Source organism: Sinorhizobium sp. P24N7 (assembly GCF_042436655.1).
In the GTDB taxonomy this organism is placed as follows: Bacteria; Pseudomonadota; Alphaproteobacteria; order Rhizobiales; family Rhizobiaceae; genus Sinorhizobium; species Sinorhizobium meliloti_A.
This window is the reverse complement of the sequence record NZ_JBHMIW010000001.1, coordinates 319,491-337,443: the sequence shown is the minus strand read 5'-3', so window position 1 is coordinate 337,443 and position 17,953 is coordinate 319,491. Positions and strand designations below refer to the sequence as shown.

Below are 17,953 nucleotides of genomic sequence, written 5' to 3'. Positions count from 1 at the left end.
ACAGTATGATTTGCAGTTGCGCTCTTATCGTGATTCGTGCGGCTGCGTGAGCGCTTATTCATAATGTGCTTCCATCTGCGGCAAAAACAAGTCCGACTGCGTCTAGAAACGACAGATCATGAACGATGCGCGACGGTTGAACTCGAAATCCGGTACGGTCTGAAAGCTTGAATCAGTTGAACTAGAAGTTAGCGTCCATTTTTTCAGCAAAACGACACATTTGCTTCTTATACGGGATTCCCGTATAGTGCCAACATGGAAGACCGGTTCGATCCTCGGAAAGACGCCGTCAATCGCGAGAAACATAAACTATCGTTGGCCTTTGGCCTGCGTATTTTCGACGACGGGGATCACTTGATCATCCCCTCCATTCGCGAGATCGACGGCGAGGAACGGTTCAAGGTGGTCGAGGTCGTCGGCGAGAGGCTGTTCACCGGCGTGTTCGTTTGGCGGGATAATTTACCCCGGTTCATATCTGTGAGAAGGAGCAACAAGGGTGAAGAACGAGCATATTACGTCCCCTGCTGATCCGGCCGATGCGGAAGATTTCGACGTGACGGCCGAAGCAATGAATCGCGGCCAGCGGGCTCGCCTGATTCGCAAGACAAGGACCGCGCTTGGTTTGTCGCAATCGGAGTTCGCAAATCGCTTTCGCGTTCCCGTTGGTACGCTGCGGGACTGGGAGCAAGCACGCGCCACTGCTCCGGATTTTGCCGTTGCTTATGTGCGCGTGATCGCGCAGCACCCCGATTTGGTTGCGCAGGCCGTCGCGTGAGCGCGCCTCTGGAATTCGATTAAGCGCGGTGCTGCGGCCTGTTTGATCTCCTCATCCCTGTGCGCGTCATAGGGATCCAGCCAGACCAAGTCCTTGGGCTGAAAGAACATTTCCCCGCGCCGCCGACGCGGCGCTGCTCTCATCTGTGTGACAAGCACAGAGACGAGAGCAGAGGAGAGAGTGCAGTCCTCCGATACGTTTCCTACAGCGCCGCGCGTCTTATCAGACGCGCAACGGTCGTTGTAGCACTTCGATCTGCTGCATGTTTTTGTCCTTGATCGGCAACGATCAAAGGAACCATGCAGTACGCCGCGCAGTCGGTACTCAAGGAATTCAAGCGCATCGAGCCATGCGTGCCGACAAAACCGACCAGAGCTTCAACGCCATTATCCATCTCGCAGCGGCCGTCATAAACTCAAGATGAATCTCAACGCGCCTTAGACTCGCATCGGCATCAGCACGTAGAGCGCATCCTCCGCGGCAAGATCGCGCACGAGCGTCGGCGAACCGGGATCGGCCAGCAGGAAGACCGCCTCGCTGCCGGTCAGTTGCCCGGTAATGTCGAGCAGATATTTGGCGTTGAACCCGATCTCGAGCGGATCGCTTTCGTAGCCGACCGGCAGTTCTTCGGTGGCGCTGCCGGAATCCGGATTGTTCACGGTCAGCGTCATCTGGCCGTCGGCAAGCGCAAGCTTCACGGCGCGGCCGCGTTCGGAAGAGATCGTGGAGACACGGTCGACGGCCTGCGAGAAGGACTGGCAATCGACGCGCAGTTCCTTGTCGTTGCTGGCGGGGATCACGCGCTGATAGTCGGGGAAGGTTCCGTCGATCAGCTTCGACGTCATGACGATGGAGCCGATCGTGAGGCGGATCTTCGCGTCCGATACCTCGACCGTCACCACCACGTCCGGATTGTCGAGCAGCTTCTGCAGCTCGCTCACGGTCTTGCGCGGAATGATGATGCCGGGCATGCCCTCGGAGCCCGAGGGCGCTTCGACATCCGCACGGGCGAGCCGGTGGCCGTCGGTCGCAACGGCGCGCAGCTTCAGGTCGCCGTTGTTCTCGACCGTGTGCACGAAGATGCCGTTCAAATAGTAGCGTGTCTCTTCCGTCGAGATGGCGAACTGGGTGCGGTCGATCAGCATCTTGAGATCGGGCGCCTTCAGGCGGAAGGAGTGCGAGAACGTGCCGGCGGTCAGATCGGGAAAATCCGACTGCGGCAGGCACTGCAGCGAAAACTTGGAGCGGCCGGAGGCGACCGTCATCGCCGTGCCTTCCGCATTGGTGACCAGCAACACCTCCGAGCCGTCCGGCAGCTTGCGGACGATGTCGTAGAGCAGATGCGCCGGAACGGTGGTGGCGCCGGCCTGTTCCACCTGCGCCGGCGTCGCCTCGGTGATCTCCAGGTCGAGGTCGGTCGCCTTCATTTCGAGGCTGGCGCCGTCGGAGCGCAGGAGCACGTTCGAAAGGATCGGGATGGTGTTTCGCCGTTCGACCACGCGGTGGACATGGTTCAGCGATTTCAAAAGGTTGGACCGCTCGAGAGTAATACGCATGGATGCTACCGCTTTCAACCATTGCCGCGCGGGCGAGGGGACCGCCGCGGCGTCAACTGCGTGCCCGGCCGCTCGGCCGGAAGGATGTGGACCGGCAAAATGGCAGAAAGAGAGCCGCAAAAGCAAGGGGTTTTGAGGTCTCTTCCCCAAATGCGAGACTGCATGCGCGGCCCGCCCTTGCCCCGGGCTCCCTGCTCACTCATAAAGGGCGCGAACCCGGCTTGGCCGGAATGGTCGATCGGAATGATCGGGCCGGGAGTGATTGGGAAGGCGGCGTTGCAAAAGCAGCAATCCACGGATGCATCCGAAAAGGACCGGCGGCGCGGTTTTCGCCTGCACGATATCAACATTCCTGCGCGCCCGCTGGAGCCGTGCCTTTATCTCGTGGCAACGCCGATCGGCAATCTCGGCGACATCACGCTGAGAGCCCTCGAGACGCTTGCGGGGGTCGATGTGCTCGCCTGCGAGGACACGCGGGTGACGCGGGTGCTGCTGGACCGCTACGGTATTGTCAATCGGCCCACCGCCTATCACGAGCACAATGCCGCCGAGGCGGGGCCGCGGCTGCTTGCAGCACTCGGTGATGGGAAATCGGTGGCGCTCGTCTCCGATGCCGGTACGCCGCTCGTCTCCGATCCGGGCTACCGCCTGGCGCAGCAGGCGGTCGAGGCGGGATACCGGGTCGTTCCCATACCTGGCCCCTCGGCGCCGCTTGCGGCCCTCGTCGGCTCCGGCCTGCCGAGCGATGCCTTCCTCTTCGCAGGCTTTCTGCCGGTGAAGGACAAGGCGAAGCGCGACCGGCTCGCCGAACTCGCGTCGGTTCCCGCCACTCTCATCTTCTTCGAATCCCCGCATCGCATTGCCGCGACCGTCACTGCTGCCGCCGAGGTCCTCGGCACAGACAGGAGGGCGGCCGTCTGCCGCGAACTGACCAAGACCTTCGAGGAGTTCCGCCGCGGAACGCTCGGCGAACTCGCGGCGAGTTACGACGAAAGCGCCAATGTGAAAGGCGAGATCGTCCTCGTGATCGGTCCGCCGGAGGCAAAGCCCCAGCCGGAGGCGGCCGACGTCGACGCATTGCTCAAGGAACTCGCCCGCGACCTGCCGATGGGCAAGGCCGCGACCGAGGCGGCGCGCCGCACGGGGCTGGCGCGCAAGGAGCTTTACGATCGGCTCCTTCATCTCAAGGATAGCGATGAAGGCTGAGCGACCGGACACCCGCAAGCTGAAGGCGCTGAAGCGGGGACACATCGCCGAATACCGCGCCGCACTCTGCCTGATGCTGAAGGGCTATCGCATCGTTGCCATGCGCTATCGCACCAGGCTCGGCGAGATCGACATCATCGCACGGCGCGGCGACCTGGTCGCCTGCGTCGAAGTAAAGGCCCGGATGAGCCTGGACGATGCGGTCTTCGCCGTGACCGACACGGCGCAACGGCGCATCCGGGCGGCAAGCGACCTCTGGCTGTCGCGTCAGGGCGATTTCCACCGCCTGTCGGTGCGATACGACATTGTCGCCGTAGCGCCGTGGCGCTGGCCGCGACACCTGCCGGACGCCTTTTGATAGGCGGGAGCGGCAGGAGCCTTCTTGCCTAACCACGGTACGCATTCTACATCTTGCGGGCTTTTCGGCGGTGCCGCCTCGTCGCGAAGACGAGGGGCGGAGCATCGCGTCGAATTGCCGTATAATTCGATTTCTGACCGGCGCCGGTCGAAGGAACTATGCGCATCGTGGATCCAATCGGGAACGGGAAAATGGCAGGAATCGTCAATGTCGGGGTCCAGATGGACCATGTTTCGGGCATCACCATTGCGGGCGATTCGACCTTCGCGATGAGCCTGGAGGCGCAGGCCCGAGGCTACCGCCTGTTCCACTACACGCCCGAAAAGCTGTCGCTCCGGGACGGCAGGGTCTATGCGACCGCGCAGCAGATGCGGTTGCGCGACGTCAAGGGCGACCACTTCACCCTCGGCGAAGAGGAGCGGATCGATCTTTCGACCATGGACGTCATCCTGCTTCGCCAGGATCCGCCATTCGATATGGCCTATATCACTTCAACGCATCTGCTCGAACGGCTGCACCCGAAGACGCTGGTCGTCAACGATCCGGCCTGGGTCAGGAACTCGCCTGAGAAGATCTTCGTGACCGAGTTTCCGGATCTGATGCCCAAGACCCTGATCACTCGCGACCCGGACGAGATCGCCCGCTTCCGCCAGGAGATGGGCGACATCATCCTGAAACCGCTCTACGGCAATGGCGGCGCCGGCGTGTTCCACTCCGCCCGTGACGACCGCAATTTCTCGTCGCTTCTCGAAATGTTCGCGCAGATGTTCCGCGAGCCCTATATCGCCCAGGAATATCTGCCGGCGGTGCGCAAGGGCGACAAGCGCATCCTGCTCGTCGACGGCGAGCCGGTCGGCGCGATCAATCGCGTTCCGGCCGAGCACGATTCGCGCTCCAACATGCATGCGGGTGGGCGCGCGGAGGCAACCGACCTGACGGCGCGCGAGCGGGAGATCTGCCACCGCATCGGCCCGGCGCTGAAGGAACGCGGCTTCCTCTTCGTCGGCATCGACGTGATCGGCGACTACCTGACCGAGATCAACGTCACTTCGCCGACCGGCATCCGCGAAGTGAAGAAGTTCGGCGGTGCCGATGTCGCAAGCCTGCTCTGGGACGCGATCGAGAAGAAGCGCGCCTGATCTTTACGAGCCGCCACTCTCGCTCTTGATGTTCTATTATTGTTCTTGTTTTCGAGCGTATTCCGTGCAAGATTTGCGGTTACAACCGATTTGGTTGTGACGGCGTGTGTGGGCCGCCGTGCTGGAGCGGGATTGCGGAAGGACGATGATCCTCCGCGCTCCGCTCGAAATCAGGGGGCAGTATGGTCGCGCGCGTCAGCACGATTGCGTTTCAGGGTATCGAGGGCGTTCCGGTCGACGTCCAGGTGATGGTTGCACCCGGCAAGGTTGGTATGCAGATCGTCGGACTGCCGGACAAGGCGGTGGCCGAAAGCCGCGAGCGCGTCCAGGCGGCGCTTCATGCATCGGGACTGGCGCTTCCCGCCAAGCGGGTGACCGTCAATCTGGCGCCGGCGGACCTTCCGAAAGAAGGAAGCCATTTCGATCTCGCCATCGCGCTCGGCCTGATGGCGGCGCTCGGCGCTGTGCCTGCGGACGCGCTGTCCGGCTATGTCGTCATCGGCGAACTCAATCTCGACGGCACCATCGCAGCCGTTGCCGGCGCGCTGCCGGCGGCGATCGGCGCGAATGCGCTCGGCAAGGGACTGATCTGCCCGGCGGAAAGCGGGCCCGAGGCGGCCTGGGCCGGATCGGAAATCGATATTCTCGCCCCGCGCAGCCTGATCGCCATCGCCAATCATTTCCGCGGCACGCAGGTGCTTTCCCGCCCCGAGCCGGCGGTCCGGGCGGCCGCCGAGGGCCTTCCCGATCTTGCCGACATCAAGGGCCAGGAAAGCGCCAAGCGGGCGCTGGAGGTCGCGGCGGCGGGCAATCACAATCTGCTGATGGTCGGCCCGCCCGGGTCGGGCAAGTCGATGCTTGCGGCGCGGCTCCCCTCCATCCTGCCGCCGCTTTCGCCCGCCGAACTGCTCGAAGTCTCGATGATCCATTCGATCGCCGGGCAATTGCCGGGCGGCAAGCTCTCGGACCGCCGGCCCTTCCGCGCGCCGCACCATTCCGCCACCATGGCGGCGCTGATCGGCGGCGGCTTCCGCGCGAAGCCGGGAGAGGCGTCGCTCGCCCATAACGGTGTGCTCTTTCTCGACGAGCTTCCGGAATTTGCACCACAGACGCTCGACGCTCTGCGCCAGCCGCTCGAAACCGCCACCTGCATCATCGCGCGCGCCAATCATCGCGTCACCTATCCGGCGGCGATCCAGCTCATTGCCGCCATGAATCCCTGCCGCTGCGGCATGGCCGGCGAGCCGGGCCGGAGCTGCGCCCGCGGGCCGCGCTGCATGGCCGATTATCAGGCGCGGATCTCCGGGCCGCTGATGGATCGCATCGATATCCGCGTCGACGTCCCGGCCGTCAGCGCCGCCGACTTGATCCGCCCCGGCACATACGAGCCGAGCGCCGCCGTCGCCCGCCGCGTCGCCCACGCCCGCGAGCTGCAGAGAGACCGCTTCGCCGGCCTCGGTCATCCCGAGCTGACGAGCAACGCCCGCTCATCGACGACGATGATCGAAAAGATCGCCGAGCCCGACGCCGCCGGCCTGCAGCTTCTGCGCGACGCGGCGGAGAAGATGAAATTCTCGGCGCGCGGCTATCACCGGGTGCTGAAGGTCGCCCGCACCCTCGCCGACCTCGACGAGGCGCCGACGGTCGGCCGCATCCATCTCGCCGAAGCGATCTCCTACAGGGTGGCGGGAGAGAGACTGCCCGTCGCCGCGTAAGGGGCCGACGTCGATGGAAAAAGCGGTCACCCTATGGGCGGGAGAGGCCGGGCAAAGGGCCGAAAGTTCGATTTGATTTCATTTCGGCGGAGGAGAAGGGAGCTGCGGGTTTGCCGCGAGTCCCTTCGCCCGTCTGCGGGGAGAAGGTGGCCGGCAGGCCGATCAGGGGCGCTCGCGTGCGCGCCCCCGGCGCTACGCTCCCAATCCCTCGAACAGCACCGTCGAAAGATACCGTTCGGCAAAGGACGGAATGATCACGACGATATTCTTGCCGGCGTTTTCCCCGCGCTGTCCCACCTCTATCGCCGCCTGGAGCGCGGCACCGGCGGAGATGCCGACCGGCACGCCTTCGAGTCTCGCGACGAGCCGCGCCGCCTCTATGGCCTCGCCGGCATTTACCGTGACGACTTCGTCATAGACGCTCGTGTCGAGGATCGCCGGTGCGAAACCCGCGCCGATACCCTGGATCTTGTGCGGACCCGGGGCGCCGCCGGAAAGGATAGGGGATTCTTCGGGCTCGACGGCGATCACCTTGACCGACGGCTTGCGGGCTTTAAGCACCTGGCCGGCACCGGTGATGGTGCCGCCGGTGCCGATGCCGGACACGAGGATGTCGACTGCGCCTTCCGTGTCGTTCCAGATCTCCTCGGCGGTCGTCGTGCGGTGGATTTCCGGATTGGCCGGGTTTTCGAACTGCTGCGGAATGATCGCGTCGGGCAGCGTCTCGGTGAGTTCCTGGGCCTTGGCGATTGCGCCCTTCATGCCCTTGGCGCCTTCCGTCAGCACCAGTTCGGCGCCGAGAAGCGTCAGCATCTTGCGGCGCTCGACCGACATGGTCTCGGGCATGGTGAGGATCAGCCTGTAGCCCTTGGCGGCCGCGACGAAGGCGAGTGCTATGCCCGTATTGCCCGAAGTCGGCTCTACCAGCGTCGTACGGCCGGGCGTGATCTTCCCTTGCGCCTCGAGCGATTCGATCATCGCGACGCCGATGCGGTCCTTGACGGAGCCGATCGGGTTGAAGAATTCGAGCTTGGCGAGCAGGTTCGCCTTCACGCCCTTTTCCTTGGCGAGCTTGTCCAGCCGCACGATGGGAGTGTCGCCGATCGTCTCGGTTATCGAGGAAAAGACGCGGCCGCGGCCGGGCTTGCGCGCTTCAGGCATAGGTTTCTCCCTTCGTTTTTAAAAATTGTCGCTGCGACAATAGGAGCTATGCGCGCTTGCTTCCAGAGCGGGAAAGCCTTGGATCGATGAGGCTGAAGGAAAAAACCGTTGAGAAGCGGCCGGCAGGGGAATCTTTTTTCAGGTCGCGCGGGTCGCAATGTAGGCGGCCGTTCCGGCGAGAATGCCCGCCGCGGCCCGGTTCAGGACCTTCAGCGCCTGCGGCTCTTTCAGGAGCGAGCGGGCGCGGGCCGCAAGCAGCATATAGGGCAGCAGCACGGCAAGAAGCACGAGGAAAGTCGCGACGAGCAGCAGGCCGTAGTCACGGATCCCTATCGAGGCGAGGTCGATCAGCGTCGGAACGAGCGCCACGTAGAAAAGCATCGTCTTCGGATTGCCGAGCGTGACCGTCAGGCCCGAGAGGAAGGAGAGCGCCGCACTCGTCGACTTCCGCGCCTCGATGTTCTGCGACAGGAGCCCTGCCGTCCAGAGCTTCCAGGCGATATAGCCGAGATAGAGCGCTCCGGCGATCTTCACGACCAGAAACGCGGTCGTGAATGTCTGGGCGATGAAGGCGAGCCCGAGAACCACCGCCGTCAGATAGACCATGTCGCCGACGATGAGGCCGAGGCCCATGAAGAAGGTTTCCCGAAACCCCGATCCCAGGGCTCGGGCAACGAGCGCCGTCACGCCCGGGCCGGGAATGATGCCGGCGATGAAGAGAGCGCCGCTATAGGCGAGAAGAGCCGCAAGTGTCACGATCGTTCCTCCTGATAGGGGCAGGTGTACCGCAATCTGCCGCCGAGGAAAATCCGGGTGTCCCCCGCATCTACGCGCAAAAATTGATCGGGTGACAAGAACGGCGTTGCCCTTGGCGGTAGAGCCGTACACTTTCCGGAAAAACATGGGAGACCGGCGCACCATGCCCGAAATTCAGAACCTCCTGGGCTTCGCCCTGATCGCATTCGGCATGGTGCTGACGCCGGGGCCGAACATGATCTATCTGATCTCCCGCTCGATCTGCCAGGGACCGGGGGCGGGACTGATCTCGCTCGGGGGCATAGCCCTCGGCTTCGTCTGTTACATGGTGTCTGCCGCGCTCGGCATTACCGCCCTGCTTCTGGCGGTTCCCTTTGCCTATGACGCCCTTCGTTTCGCAGGTGCGCTTTACCTGCTTTACCTTGCCTGGCAGGCCGTTCGTCCCGGCGGCCGCTCGATTTTTCAAGTGCGGGACCTCCCGAAGGATCGCCCGCGCAAGCTCTTCGCAATGGGCCTCTTCACCAGCCTGCTCAATCCGAAGGTGGCCATCCTTTACGTGTCGCTGCTGCCGCAATTCATCCGCCCCGAGGCCGGCAACGTGCTCGCGCAGTCGCTCGTCTTCGGCAGCGTGCAGATCGCGATCAGCGTCAGCGTCAATGCGCTGATCGCGATGACCGCCGGAGCGGTGGCCGCCTTCCTCTCCGGTCGGCCGTCCTTCGTGCTGGTGCAGCGTTGGCTCATGAGCACGGCGCTGGCGGGTCTTGCCATCAGCATGGCCTCGGAGGCCCGGCGTTAGAGGCTTCCTTCCGCCGGACGCTTGGCGGACGATGACGATGGCCGAAGGGTCCAGCCGAGATTGGTGCCCGCGGCAGCGATGAGGATCGCGACCGAGCCCGCGATCTGCACCGGCTGCAGAGCGTGGCCGAACGCGATGCGGTCAACCAGGATCGCGGCCACCGGATAGATGAAGGAAAGGGCGCCGGTGATGTGGGTCGGCAGCTTCTGTATGGCGCCGTAAAGCAGAATATACATGATGCCGGTATGAACCACGCCGACGGTCAGGAGCAGCGTCCACTGGAGCGTTCCCTGCGGCAGCGGCGCGACGAGGGCGAAGGGGGCGAGCATGGCCGCTCCGGTGATGACCTGCACCAGCGCGATCAGATGCGGCGGCGTGCCCTTGAGGAGCTTGGTAACGAGTGCCGCGATTGCGTAGAAGAAGGCGGCGCCGAGCGACAGTGCTATCCCGGTGAGATAGTCGCTGGGCTCATAAGTGCCCGCGGGCTTGGCGAGGACGATCGCGATCATGCCTGCGAAGGAGAGCGAGAGCCAGAGGAGTTTGCTGGCGGTGATCTTCTCTCCGATAAAGAGCGCACCGAGCCCGAGCAGCATGAAGGGCTGCGTGTTGTAGACCATGGTCGCGATGGAGATCGAGGCGCGGGGATAGGCGGCGAAGAGCAGGAGCCAGTTCACGACGATCGCGACGCCGCCCAGAGCGGAAAGAATGATGACCTTCATCCGCAAATGTCTCAGGTCGATGAGGCCGAAGACCGCCGCAAGCGCGGCGAGCGTTGCGGCCCCGAAAACGCAACGCCAGAAGACGACGCCCGAGGCGGGCTGGCCCGACATCAGAACGAACCAGCCGATCGTTCCCGAAATCAGCATCGCCGCCGTCATTTCCGCGCTTCCGCGCCGTATGTCCTTATCCATGGCCTTTTGCTCCATCCATTATGCTGCAAGAATAATGAGCCTGGTGGCGCAGGGATATGGATTTTGAGAGGAAATTATGGGAGGATACCTAACAGATTAAGGCGATAAGGCTAAATTGACTTACGAGGGAGTTGGATGCTGGACGAGCTCGACCGCCGCATTCTCGAAATTCTGGCCGCCAATGCCCGGGTGTCGTTGAAGGAGCTGGCGCAGGAGGCCGGCCTTTCCTCGCCGAGCGCGGCGGAGCGGCTGCGCAAGCTCGAGGAGCGCGGCGTGCTCGATGGTTTCACCATCTCGGTCAATCCGGCGCGTCTCGGCTATCCGCTGCAGGCGATCGTCCGCATCCGGCCGATGCCGGGCATGCTGCATATCGTCGAAAGGCTGATCCAGGAAACGCCCGAATTCATCGAATGCGACAAGGTCACGGGGGACGACTGCTTCATCGCCAAGATGCTGGTGCGCGACATGGCGGAACTCGACACGATCCTCGATCGCATCGCGGAAAAGGCGCAGACGAATACGTCGATCGTCAAATCCTCGCCGGTCAAGCGGCGCCTGCCGCCGCTTATTTAGTTCCGGTCGAGCCGAAGCCGCCGGCCCCGCGCGCCGTCGCCGTCGCGCCATCTGCCTCGCGGATCGCCAGCTGGGTCACCGGGGCGATCACGATCTGGGCGATACGCATGCCGCGCTCGACCGCGAAATCCTCCGCACCGAGATTGACGAGCAGCACCTTCACCTCTCCGCGATAGTCGCTGTCGACGGTGCCCGGCGTGTTGAGGCAGGTGATGCCGTGCTTGAAGGCCAGCCCGGAACGTGGCCGGATCTGGCCTTCATGACCGGCGGGGATCTCGAAGATAAAGCCCGTCGGGACCAATGCGCGCTCTCCCGGCCGGATCGTCATCGGGTCCTCGGCCGGCACGGCCGCGCGCAGGTCCATGCCGGCGGCACCCGTGGTCTCATAGGCCGGCAGGTCGAGACCCTCGCCATGAGGCAGGCGGACGAGGGTGAGGCCAGGGGTCGGGGCAGGACGATTTTCGGGCGTGTGCATGGTCATTCCGTCATAAGCACGGCCGGGCTTGCCGCAGTCAATTGCATATTGGCCCCCGAGCCTGTAAAGGACGCCGCAACTCACAGGATACTCAGATCATGGCCGAAAGCATTGCCGAGGCGGTCTCCCGCCGCCGCACATTTGCGATCATTTCGCACCCGGACGCCGGTAAGACGACGCTCACCGAGAAGCTTCTGCTCTTCGGCGGCGCGATCCAGCTCGCCGGTGAGGTCAAGGCCAAGAAGGACCGCATCCAGACCCGCTCGGACTGGATGAAGATCGAGCGCGAGCGCGGCATCTCCGTCGTCACCTCGGTGATGACCTTCGAATATAACGATACTGTTTTCAACCTGCTCGATACGCCCGGTCACGAGGACTTTGCCGACGACACCTACCGCACGCTGACGGCGGTCGATGCGGCTGTCATGGTGATCGACGCGGCAAAGGGTATCGAGCCGCGCACGCTCAAGCTCTTCGAGGTCTGCCGCCTGCGCGATATCCCGATCATCACCTTCGTCAACAAGATGGACCGCGAAAGCCGCGATCCGTTCGAAATCCTCGACGAGGTCGAGCAGAAGCTGGCGCTCGACTGCGCGCCGGTCACCTGGCCGATCGGCCGCTCCAAGACCTTCTGCGGCACCTATCATCTTGCCACCGACGAGGTGCGCGGCGCCGACACGCAGGAGCGGCTGACAAAGGTCAACGATCCGGAAATGGCTTCGCACCGTCTGCCCGAGAACGAACGCGACACGTTCATCGAAGAAGCGTCGCTGGCGATCGAGGCCTGCAAGCCCTTCGACCGTAAGGCTTTCCTCGAAGGGCACCTCACGCCGGTGTACTTCGGCTCGGCGCTGCGGAACTTCGGCGTGCGCGACCTGATCAATGGGCTCGCCGACTTCGCGCCGCCGCCGCGGGCCCAGGTTGCCGACATCCGCACCGTCGAGGCGACGGACGACAGAATGACCGCCTTCGTCTTCAAGATCCAGGCGAACATGGACCCGAACCACCGCGACCGCATCGCCTTCGTCCGCGTCTGCTCGGGCAAGCTCGAGCGCGGCATGAAGGCGCGGCTTTCGCGCACCGGCAAGCAGATGGGGCTGACGGCGCCGCAGTTCTTCTTCGCCTCGCAGCGCCAGCTCGCCGATACGGCTTTCGCCGGCGACGTCGTCGGCATCCCGAACCACGGCACGCTCAGGATCGGCGATACGCTGACCGAGGGCGAGCCGCTCGTCTTCCAGGGCGTGCCGAACTTCGCACCGGAAATTCTCCGCCGCGTCCGGCTGGAAGATGCGATGAAGGCGAAGAAGCTGAAAGAGGCGCTGCAGCAGATGGCGGAAGAGGGCGTCGTGCAGCTCTTTTCTCCGGACGACGGCGCGCCTGCGATCGTCGGTGTCGTCGGCGCGCTCCAGCTTGACGTGCTCAAGGAACGCCTGCAGGCGGAATACAGTCTGCCGGTCTCCTTCGAGATGTCGCGCTTCTCCATCTGCCGCTGGATCTCCGCCGAGAACCCGGCCGAACTCGAAAAGTTCATCGCGACCCACCGCGGCGACATTGCGCGGGACCTTGACGGGGACCCGGTATACCTGGCGCAGGACGGGTTCTCGCTGCGCTACGAATCGGAGCGCTATCCGGCGGTCAAGATGGTGGCGATCAAGGAGTATCACGTCGCCAAGGCGGCGTGATCGCGCCTGCGCCGGATTCCCCTATCCGGCCCGCTCCGGACCGGCCCTGCGAAGACCGAGGCTCAGCACGGCGATCAGCACGCATGCCATGCCGATCATCTGATTGGCGGTGATCGTCTCGCCGAGAACGGCAGCGGCGAGGAGCAGCGCGGAAACCGGTGCCAAGGCGGTGAAGACCGAGGCCTCGGTGCCGCTCACCTTCTGAAGTCCCGCATACCAGAGCACGAAGCCCCCGACCGTCGGCACGAGCGCGTAATAGGCGACCGCCGCGAGCGCCGGGGCGCCTGTCGCACCCATCGAAGGAAGCTCTGCAAGCGCGAACGGGAGCGCAATGGCACCACCGAAGCCCGTCATCAGCGCCGACAGGCCAAGCGGCGGAATCGCGACGCTGACGCGCTTGTTGAGCAGGATGAACAGGCCTTCGCAGATGACCGCGCCGAAGATCAGCGCGCTGCCGGCGAGCGAATGCGCGGCGTTTGCATCCGGCCGGAAGACGATCGCGAGAACGCCGGCCGCCGCGAGGCAAACGGCCGCGAACACGGAGCGATGCGGACGCTCGCCGAGAACCATGATGGCGATTGCGGCGGAGACGACGGGAAGCGTCCCGATGATGACGCCGGCATCGGCCGCAGAGGTGAGTTTCAGGCCGGAAATGAGCAGAGTCGTGTAACCGACGCTGCCGGCGCCCGCCTGAAACAGGAGGATGAGCCAATCGCTCTTCGGCAGCTTGGGCCAGGACGCCCCGGTTGCGCGCATCACGCCCAGGAAAAGAGGGAAGGCGATGGCAAAACGCAGCGCCGTTGCCGTGAACGGCGGCAGGCCGGCGGCGATGATCTTGCTCGCGATCACGGTGCTGCCGACGAGCACCATGGCGAGCGACAAAAAAACATATCCCTGAACTTGCTTCGACATTCCGCCATCGCTCCCGATTGATGATGGGGGCAGAAAGGCCGATCGGCAGCGCGCGGTCTTGTACGAAATTGCAAGGCGGCGAAATCAGTTTACCGCTTGCGCGTAGACACCGGGGGAGAAGCCGTATTTGCGCACGAACACGCGTGTCATGTGGCTCTGGTCCACGAAGCCGCCGGCAGCTGCCGCTTCCGCGAGCGGCGTGCCCCCGGCGATCAGCCGCCGGACGATGTCTATCCGGCGTTGGAGGAGATAGGCATGGGGCGTCAGTCCCGTCGCCCTGGAGAAGCCACGCACGAGCTGGAAGCGGCTCAGGCCGCTCTCGCGGGCGAGGTCCGCCAGCGTAAGCGACGCAAGCGGATCGTCCTCGATAAGGCTCACGGCCGAGGCGACCGACTTCGGCACGCCTGCCGGCGCATCCGGCGAGGCAAGCTGCATCGCCTCCGCGAACAGGGTGACGGCCAGTTCATCCCAGCGAAGCATCGTCTCGGCGCCGTCGGCGGCCGCGGCAGACGCAAAGATCGCGCCGAAGCGGGCAGCCAGCCCGGTACTTCTGATCACCGGGTCCGAGAATTCGCAATCCGCGCTCTTCCCTTCGGTGACGTCATCGACGAGCGAGGCGACCAGCGGCGGATCGAGATAGAGCATCCGCCAGGACCGGCCCGCGTCGCCGATCGGGGCTCCGTCGTGGACCTCACCGGGATTGACGGTGATCACGTCGCCCGCTTCCGCCTCGACGGTTCCGCGGCCGCTCAGCGACGTCTGCGCACCCGCATGGATCAGGCCGATGCCGAACTGCTCGTGCGTATGGCGCGCGAAACTGTGGTTCGTCATGGCTTCCACCACGTCGACGCCGGCGATGCGGCGCGGCAGCATCTTGAAATGCCCTTTCGCCATGTACCGTCCGCTGTCCCGTTCCTCGTTGAGCCCTTATGGTGGTATAGCGCTTCCATTCCCTGCCGCCTAGCGCAGGTGGCCCGATAGCTTCGCCGGATCAGGAGGAAACCGAGATGCTCTACACGGCACGGACGCTGAAGCGGCTGCGGCTCCTGAACGGCATGAAACAGAGCCATGTGGCGGAGCTCATGCGGGTGACGCAGGCGACGATATCGCGCTGGGAAGCGGGCGTCCTCACACCTTCCGAAAATCAGCAGCAGGCGCTGGAGCGCCTATTCGCCAGGGTGCCCTCAGCCGCCGATGCGGCTCTCAAGCGGCTGGTCGAAAGCTCGAGCGCGAGGGTTCACCTGATCTGCGACCACTCGCACCGGCTGCTGGCTGCTTCGCCCCGGCGGCGGGCGGAGTGGCGGCGGGAAATGGTCGGCGAGCCGATGTTCCGTTATGCCTCGCAGGAGATCCGGAAGGCGGAACGCGATCTCGCGGAGCTCGGCTGGCACGATGGCCGTTTGGCTTTCCTGGCCGTCGAGACCGGGCCCAACGGCCGCGACGACGTTCCCATCTCTGCCGGCCGCGTGCTTTGGGAGCGCATACCACTCGCCGACGGCGCGATGGGCCGGCTGGTCACCGCGATCTCCTGAGCGAACGCATAATTTATGCCTTGCCGGCTTCGCCGCGCTGCGCCTAGCCTCAAGGCAACAAGGAGCGACGCATGACGATACTGGTGACGGGAAGCGCCGGCCATCTGGGTGAGGCATTGATAAGGGTACTGCGCGCGGCCGGCCGCGACGTTCGCGGCATCGACATCAAGAGCTCGCCATTCACCGATGCCGTCGGGTCGGTCGCCGACCGCCGCTTCGTCCGTCACGCAACGAAGGACGTGCGCGCAGTCATCCATTCCGCGACCCTGCACAAGCCGCATGTGGCGACGCACGGTTATTGCGAGTTCGTCGATACCAATGTCGCGGGAACGGTCAATCTGCTGGAAGAGGCAGCCGGGGCGGGCGTCGGCGCCTTTGTCTTCACCAGCACCACGAGCGCCTTCGGTTCGGCCCTGACGCCGGCGCCCGGCGAGCCGGCAGCCTGGATCACGGAGGACGTCCAGCCGATCCCGCGCAACATCTATGGTGTGAGCAAAGTTGCGGCGGAGGGATTCTGCGAGCTTTTCGCGCGGCGGCACGGTCTGCCCGCCGTCATTCTCCGGACCTCGCGCTTCTTTCCCGAGCCCGATGACGATGCGGAAATCCGCGGCCGCTTTGAAACGGCCAATGCGCAGGCGAATGAATTGCTCTACCGGCGCGCGGATATCGAGGACGTCGCGAGCGCCCATCTATCGGCCCTCGACCGGGCGATAGAGATCGGCTTTGGCCGTTTCATCGTCTCGGCCCCGACGCCGTTCACACGCGACGATCTCGCCTCTCTGCGGGAGGATGCCCCATCCGTCGTCTTCAGCCGCTTTCCCGAATGCGAGGCGCTTTATGCGCAACGGGGGTGGCGGCTCTTTCCGACGATCGATCGGGTTTATGTGAGTGCGCGCACGACGGCTTGTCTCGGCTGGCGGCCGAAATACGATTTTGCCCATGTGCTGAAATGCCTGCGCCGCGGTGAGGATTTCCGCAGCCCGCTCGCAATCGAGATCGGGTCCAAGGGCTACCACGACACGGTCTTTGCGGATGGGCCCTATCCGGTCGCTTGAACCGTCAATCCCGAGGCAGCCCCGGCAGCTTGCCGATCTCGCCGGACCAGGGCAGCGCGGAGGAACACCAGATCTGCTTGCGTGGTGCAAGTTCGCGCCGCTGATTTATGGTGCCGACGCGGATGCCGATCTCCTCTGCGTCCTCGTCGGTGCCCGTCGTGTAGACCGGCGAGCCGCAATCGGGGCAGAAGAATTGCAGCCGCTTGCGTCCGTTTTCGCCGGTCTTGACGTAAAGCTTCGGCTCGCCGCCCGTCAGCCGGAACGATGATCGCGGCGTGCTGGTGCTGACGCGGTAGGCGGTGCCGGTCAGCCGTTGGCAATCGTTACAATGGCAGATCGTTACGTGCTCCGGATCGATCTCCGCCTCGTAGGTAACGAAGCCGCAATGGCACTGGCCGTCGATATGCATGAAACGCTCCTCGTCACTTGCTTCGGCAAGATACGATAGGGCGAAGGCTCCATTCGTCCAGTGCGACGTCCGCCGGTCAGACGCCGGTGAACAGCCACTCGTGTTCCCTCGCATTGTGGAACTTCCAGATCCGCTTCGGCCCCGCCATGACGTTGAGATAATAGGAATCGTAGCCGTGGACCGCAGCCACCGGATGGTAGCCCCTCGGTACCAGCGTCACGTCCCCATCCTCCACCGCCATGGCCTCGTCCAGCGAACGGTCGTCGGTATAGACGCGCTGCATTGCAAAACCCTGCGGCGGGTTGAGGCGGTGGTAATAGGTCTCCTCGAGATAGCTTTCGGCCGGCAGGTTGTCCTGGTCGTGTTTGTGCGGCGGGTAGGAGGAGGTGTGGCCGCCCGGCGTGATCACCTCGACGACCAGCAGCGACTGCGCCGATTCGTCGTCTTCCGGCATGATGTTGGTGACGTAGCGTGTGTTGGTGCCCCGGCCGCGCGTCATCTGCGGGTGCGTGCCCGGGCGGATGATTTTCGCCTCGAAGCCTTCCCCGCCCGGCGCAGAGCAGACAGCGAGGTCGAGATCCGTGGTCGCTTCGGCCTGCCAGCTGCTGCCCCTCGGCACATAGACCGCATAGGGCTGGCCCTCGAAAGGCGTCATGCGCTCGCCGAGCTCGCCGAAGTCCTCGCCATCGACCGAAACCCTGGCTTTTCCGCTGACGAGTACCAGGCAGAGTTCCTTTTCGCCCGCTTCGCCGCCGGTCGTCTCGCTGGGCCGCAGCCGATGGAGGGCGAAACCGACATAGGTCCAGCCGGCACTTTCCGGCGTGATCTCCTGCATCAGGCCGGATTGCGCTTTCGGTTTGATGAGCAGTTTGGACATTCGGCGGTCTCCTGATCTCGCGTCTGTAGGTCTGCCCCTCTCCATAGCCCTCTGGAAGGGAGGCG

The 17,953-nt window shown here is 64.1% G+C and carries 20 protein-coding genes; 11 read left to right on the top strand and 9 right to left on the bottom strand.

Translation table 11 applies throughout. The features are described 5' to 3' along the window. Nucleotides 1–255: 255 nt before the first annotated feature. The gene (locus tag ACFHWW_RS01560; protein ID WP_379937090.1) at nucleotides 256–528 is read left to right on the top strand and encodes a BrnT family toxin; all 273 of its coding nucleotides are present in this window, start codon (nucleotides 256–258) and stop codon (nucleotides 526–528) included. Then, a complete protein-coding gene (locus ACFHWW_RS01555) occupies nucleotides 497–775 on the top strand; it encodes a DNA-binding transcriptional regulator (protein WP_018093942.1) in 279 nt (92 codons plus the stop codon). The genes ACFHWW_RS01560 and ACFHWW_RS01555 overlap by 32 nt, the downstream gene beginning before the upstream one ends. 437 nt (nucleotides 776–1,212) lie before the next feature. Here the strand turns inward: ACFHWW_RS01555 and dnaN are convergent, their stop codons facing one another. Beyond that, entirely contained in the window at nucleotides 1,213–2,331 is a 1,119-nt protein-coding gene (gene dnaN, locus ACFHWW_RS01550; RefSeq protein ID WP_324762755.1) for a DNA polymerase III subunit beta, read from the bottom strand. A 243-nt stretch (nucleotides 2,332–2,574) separates the two neighbouring features. Here dnaN and rsmI point away from each other — a divergent pair, with 243 nt between their 5' ends. From rsmI to ACFHWW_RS01530, 4 genes are all read left to right on the top strand, one after another. Beyond that, entirely contained in the window at nucleotides 2,575–3,537 is a 963-nt protein-coding gene (gene rsmI, locus ACFHWW_RS01545; RefSeq protein ID WP_379937088.1) for a 16S rRNA (cytidine(1402)-2'-O)-methyltransferase, read from the top strand. Then, the gene (locus ACFHWW_RS01540) at nucleotides 3,527–3,895 is read left to right on the top strand and encodes a YraN family protein (RefSeq protein WP_018093945.1); all 369 of its coding nucleotides are present in this window, start codon (nucleotides 3,527–3,529) and stop codon (nucleotides 3,893–3,895) included. Before rsmI ends, ACFHWW_RS01540 begins: the two co-directional genes overlap by 11 nt. Nucleotides 3,896–4,086: 191 nt before the next feature. Then, nucleotides 4,087–5,034, top strand: a complete 948-nt coding sequence (gene gshB, locus ACFHWW_RS01535) for a glutathione synthase (RefSeq protein WP_379937087.1) — start codon at nucleotides 4,087–4,089, stop codon at nucleotides 5,032–5,034. Nucleotides 5,035–5,216: 182 nt separating this feature from the next. Continuing rightward, nucleotides 5,217–6,749 (top strand): YifB family Mg chelatase-like AAA ATPase, encoded by a 1,533-nt coding sequence (locus ACFHWW_RS01530; protein WP_379937086.1) that lies wholly within the window; start codon nucleotides 5,217–5,219, stop codon nucleotides 6,747–6,749. Between the two features lie 192 nt (nucleotides 6,750–6,941). Here ACFHWW_RS01530 and cysK read toward each other — a convergent pair whose 3' ends face one another. Both cysK and ACFHWW_RS01520 read right to left on the bottom strand, forming a co-directional pair. Next, on the bottom strand, nucleotides 6,942–7,910 hold the full coding sequence (gene cysK / locus ACFHWW_RS01525) for a cysteine synthase A (protein WP_100669799.1): 969 nt from the start codon (nucleotides 7,908–7,910) through the stop codon (nucleotides 6,942–6,944). Nucleotides 7,911–8,048: 138 nt separating this feature from the next. Continuing rightward, complete coding sequence (locus ACFHWW_RS01520; protein WP_100669798.1) at nucleotides 8,049–8,666, bottom strand: LysE family translocator; 618 nt, start codon at nucleotides 8,664–8,666, stop codon at nucleotides 8,049–8,051. Between the two features lie 163 nt (nucleotides 8,667–8,829). On the opposite strand from ACFHWW_RS01520, the gene ACFHWW_RS01515 reads away from it, so the two are divergent. Further along, nucleotides 8,830–9,462 carry a LysE family translocator gene (locus ACFHWW_RS01515; RefSeq protein ID WP_100670034.1) on the top strand — a complete coding sequence of 211 codons (633 nt, stop codon included), beginning with the start codon at nucleotides 8,830–8,832 and terminating at the stop codon, nucleotides 9,460–9,462. On the opposite strand, the gene ACFHWW_RS01510 is transcribed toward ACFHWW_RS01515, so the two are convergent. Then, nucleotides 9,459–10,373, bottom strand: a complete 915-nt coding sequence (locus tag ACFHWW_RS01510) for a DMT family transporter (protein ID WP_100669797.1) — start codon at nucleotides 10,371–10,373, stop codon at nucleotides 9,459–9,461. The genes ACFHWW_RS01515 and ACFHWW_RS01510 overlap by 4 nt on opposite strands. A gap of 135 nt (nucleotides 10,374–10,508) precedes the next feature. Between ACFHWW_RS01510 and ACFHWW_RS01505 the strand changes: the two genes are divergently transcribed. After that, nucleotides 10,509–10,946 carry an Lrp/AsnC family transcriptional regulator gene (locus ACFHWW_RS01505; protein WP_003527801.1) on the top strand — a complete coding sequence of 146 codons (438 nt, stop codon included), beginning with the start codon at nucleotides 10,509–10,511 and terminating at the stop codon, nucleotides 10,944–10,946. Here ACFHWW_RS01505 and dut read toward each other — a convergent pair. Further along, nucleotides 10,939–11,421, bottom strand: a complete 483-nt coding sequence (gene dut / locus ACFHWW_RS01500) for a dUTP diphosphatase (protein WP_100670033.1) — start codon at nucleotides 11,419–11,421, stop codon at nucleotides 10,939–10,941. The genes ACFHWW_RS01505 and dut overlap by 8 nt on opposite strands. A gap of 98 nt (nucleotides 11,422–11,519) precedes the next feature. Here dut and ACFHWW_RS01495 point away from each other — a divergent pair, with 98 nt between their 5' ends. Beyond that, the gene (locus ACFHWW_RS01495; RefSeq protein WP_018093953.1) at nucleotides 11,520–13,103 is read left to right on the top strand and encodes a peptide chain release factor 3; all 1,584 of its coding nucleotides are present in this window, start codon (nucleotides 11,520–11,522) and stop codon (nucleotides 13,101–13,103) included. A 21-nt stretch (nucleotides 13,104–13,124) separates the two neighbouring features. Here the strand turns inward: ACFHWW_RS01495 and ACFHWW_RS01490 are convergent, their stop codons facing one another. Continuing rightward, on the bottom strand, nucleotides 13,125–14,015 hold the full coding sequence (locus ACFHWW_RS01490; protein WP_275596920.1) for a DMT family transporter: 891 nt from the start codon (nucleotides 14,013–14,015) through the stop codon (nucleotides 13,125–13,127). An 84-nt stretch (nucleotides 14,016–14,099) separates the two neighbouring features. After that, nucleotides 14,100–14,909 (bottom strand): AraC family transcriptional regulator, encoded by an 810-nt coding sequence (locus ACFHWW_RS01485; protein ID WP_379937085.1) that lies wholly within the window; start codon nucleotides 14,907–14,909, stop codon nucleotides 14,100–14,102. Between the two features lie 113 nt (nucleotides 14,910–15,022). On the opposite strand from ACFHWW_RS01485, the gene ACFHWW_RS01480 reads away from it, so the two are divergent. Continuing rightward, entirely contained in the window at nucleotides 15,023–15,547 is a 525-nt protein-coding gene (locus ACFHWW_RS01480) for a helix-turn-helix transcriptional regulator (RefSeq protein ID WP_100669794.1), read from the top strand. Between the two features lie 71 nt (nucleotides 15,548–15,618). After that, nucleotides 15,619–16,602 carry an NAD-dependent epimerase/dehydratase family protein gene (locus ACFHWW_RS01475; RefSeq protein WP_379937084.1) on the top strand — a complete coding sequence of 328 codons (984 nt, stop codon included), beginning with the start codon at nucleotides 15,619–15,621 and terminating at the stop codon, nucleotides 16,600–16,602. Between the two features lie 4 nt (nucleotides 16,603–16,606). On the opposite strand, the gene ACFHWW_RS01470 is transcribed toward ACFHWW_RS01475, so the two are convergent. Together ACFHWW_RS01470 and iolB are read right to left on the bottom strand one after the other, a co-directional pair. Further along, the gene (locus tag ACFHWW_RS01470; RefSeq protein ID WP_018093958.1) at nucleotides 16,607–17,011 is read right to left on the bottom strand and encodes a GFA family protein; all 405 of its coding nucleotides are present in this window, start codon (nucleotides 17,009–17,011) and stop codon (nucleotides 16,607–16,609) included. Nucleotides 17,012–17,087: 76 nt separating this feature from the next. After that, nucleotides 17,088–17,888: a 5-deoxy-glucuronate isomerase gene (gene iolB, locus ACFHWW_RS01465; protein WP_100669792.1), complete on the bottom strand. Its 801-nt coding sequence runs from the start codon at nucleotides 17,886–17,888 to the stop codon at nucleotides 17,088–17,090. Nucleotides 17,889–17,953: the final 65 nt, after the last annotated feature.

What these genes read in the sequence shown, in the direction of transcription:
- ACFHWW_RS01560 (WP_379937090.1), top strand. Translation starts at nt 256, where the DNA reads ATGGAAGACCGGTTCGATCCTCGGAAAGACGCCGTCAATCGCGAGAAA.
- dnaN (WP_324762755.1), bottom strand. Translation starts at nt 2,331, where the DNA reads ATGCGTATTACTCTCGAGCGGTCCAACCTTTTGAAATCGCTGAACCAT.
- rsmI (WP_379937088.1), top strand. Translation starts at nt 2,575, where the DNA reads ATGATCGGGCCGGGAGTGATTGGGAAGGCGGCGTTGCAAAAGCAGCAA.
- ACFHWW_RS01540 (WP_018093945.1), top strand. Translation starts at nt 3,527, where the DNA reads ATGAAGGCTGAGCGACCGGACACCCGCAAGCTGAAGGCGCTGAAGCGG.
- gshB (WP_379937087.1), top strand. Translation starts at nt 4,087, where the DNA reads ATGGCAGGAATCGTCAATGTCGGGGTCCAGATGGACCATGTTTCGGGC.
- ACFHWW_RS01530 (WP_379937086.1), top strand. Translation starts at nt 5,217, where the DNA reads ATGGTCGCGCGCGTCAGCACGATTGCGTTTCAGGGTATCGAGGGCGTT.
- cysK (WP_100669799.1), bottom strand. Translation starts at nt 7,910, where the DNA reads ATGCCTGAAGCGCGCAAGCCCGGCCGCGGCCGCGTCTTTTCCTCGATA.
- ACFHWW_RS01515 (WP_100670034.1), top strand. Translation starts at nt 8,830, where the DNA reads ATGCCCGAAATTCAGAACCTCCTGGGCTTCGCCCTGATCGCATTCGGC.
- ACFHWW_RS01510 (WP_100669797.1), bottom strand. Translation starts at nt 10,373, where the DNA reads ATGGATAAGGACATACGGCGCGGAAGCGCGGAAATGACGGCGGCGATG.
- ACFHWW_RS01505 (WP_003527801.1), top strand. Translation starts at nt 10,509, where the DNA reads ATGCTGGACGAGCTCGACCGCCGCATTCTCGAAATTCTGGCCGCCAAT.
- dut (WP_100670033.1), bottom strand. Translation starts at nt 11,421, where the DNA reads ATGCACACGCCCGAAAATCGTCCTGCCCCGACCCCTGGCCTCACCCTC.
- ACFHWW_RS01495 (WP_018093953.1), top strand. Translation starts at nt 11,520, where the DNA reads ATGGCCGAAAGCATTGCCGAGGCGGTCTCCCGCCGCCGCACATTTGCG.
- ACFHWW_RS01490 (WP_275596920.1), bottom strand. Translation starts at nt 14,015, where the DNA reads ATGTCGAAGCAAGTTCAGGGATATGTTTTTTTGTCGCTCGCCATGGTG.
- ACFHWW_RS01485 (WP_379937085.1), bottom strand. Translation starts at nt 14,909, where the DNA reads ATGGCGAAAGGGCATTTCAAGATGCTGCCGCGCCGCATCGCCGGCGTC.
- ACFHWW_RS01480 (WP_100669794.1), top strand. Translation starts at nt 15,023, where the DNA reads ATGCTCTACACGGCACGGACGCTGAAGCGGCTGCGGCTCCTGAACGGC.
- ACFHWW_RS01475 (WP_379937084.1), top strand. Translation starts at nt 15,619, where the DNA reads ATGACGATACTGGTGACGGGAAGCGCCGGCCATCTGGGTGAGGCATTG.
- ACFHWW_RS01470 (WP_018093958.1), bottom strand. Translation starts at nt 17,011, where the DNA reads ATGCATATCGACGGCCAGTGCCATTGCGGCTTCGTTACCTACGAGGCG.
- iolB (WP_100669792.1), bottom strand. Translation starts at nt 17,888, where the DNA reads ATGTCCAAACTGCTCATCAAACCGAAAGCGCAATCCGGCCTGATGCAG.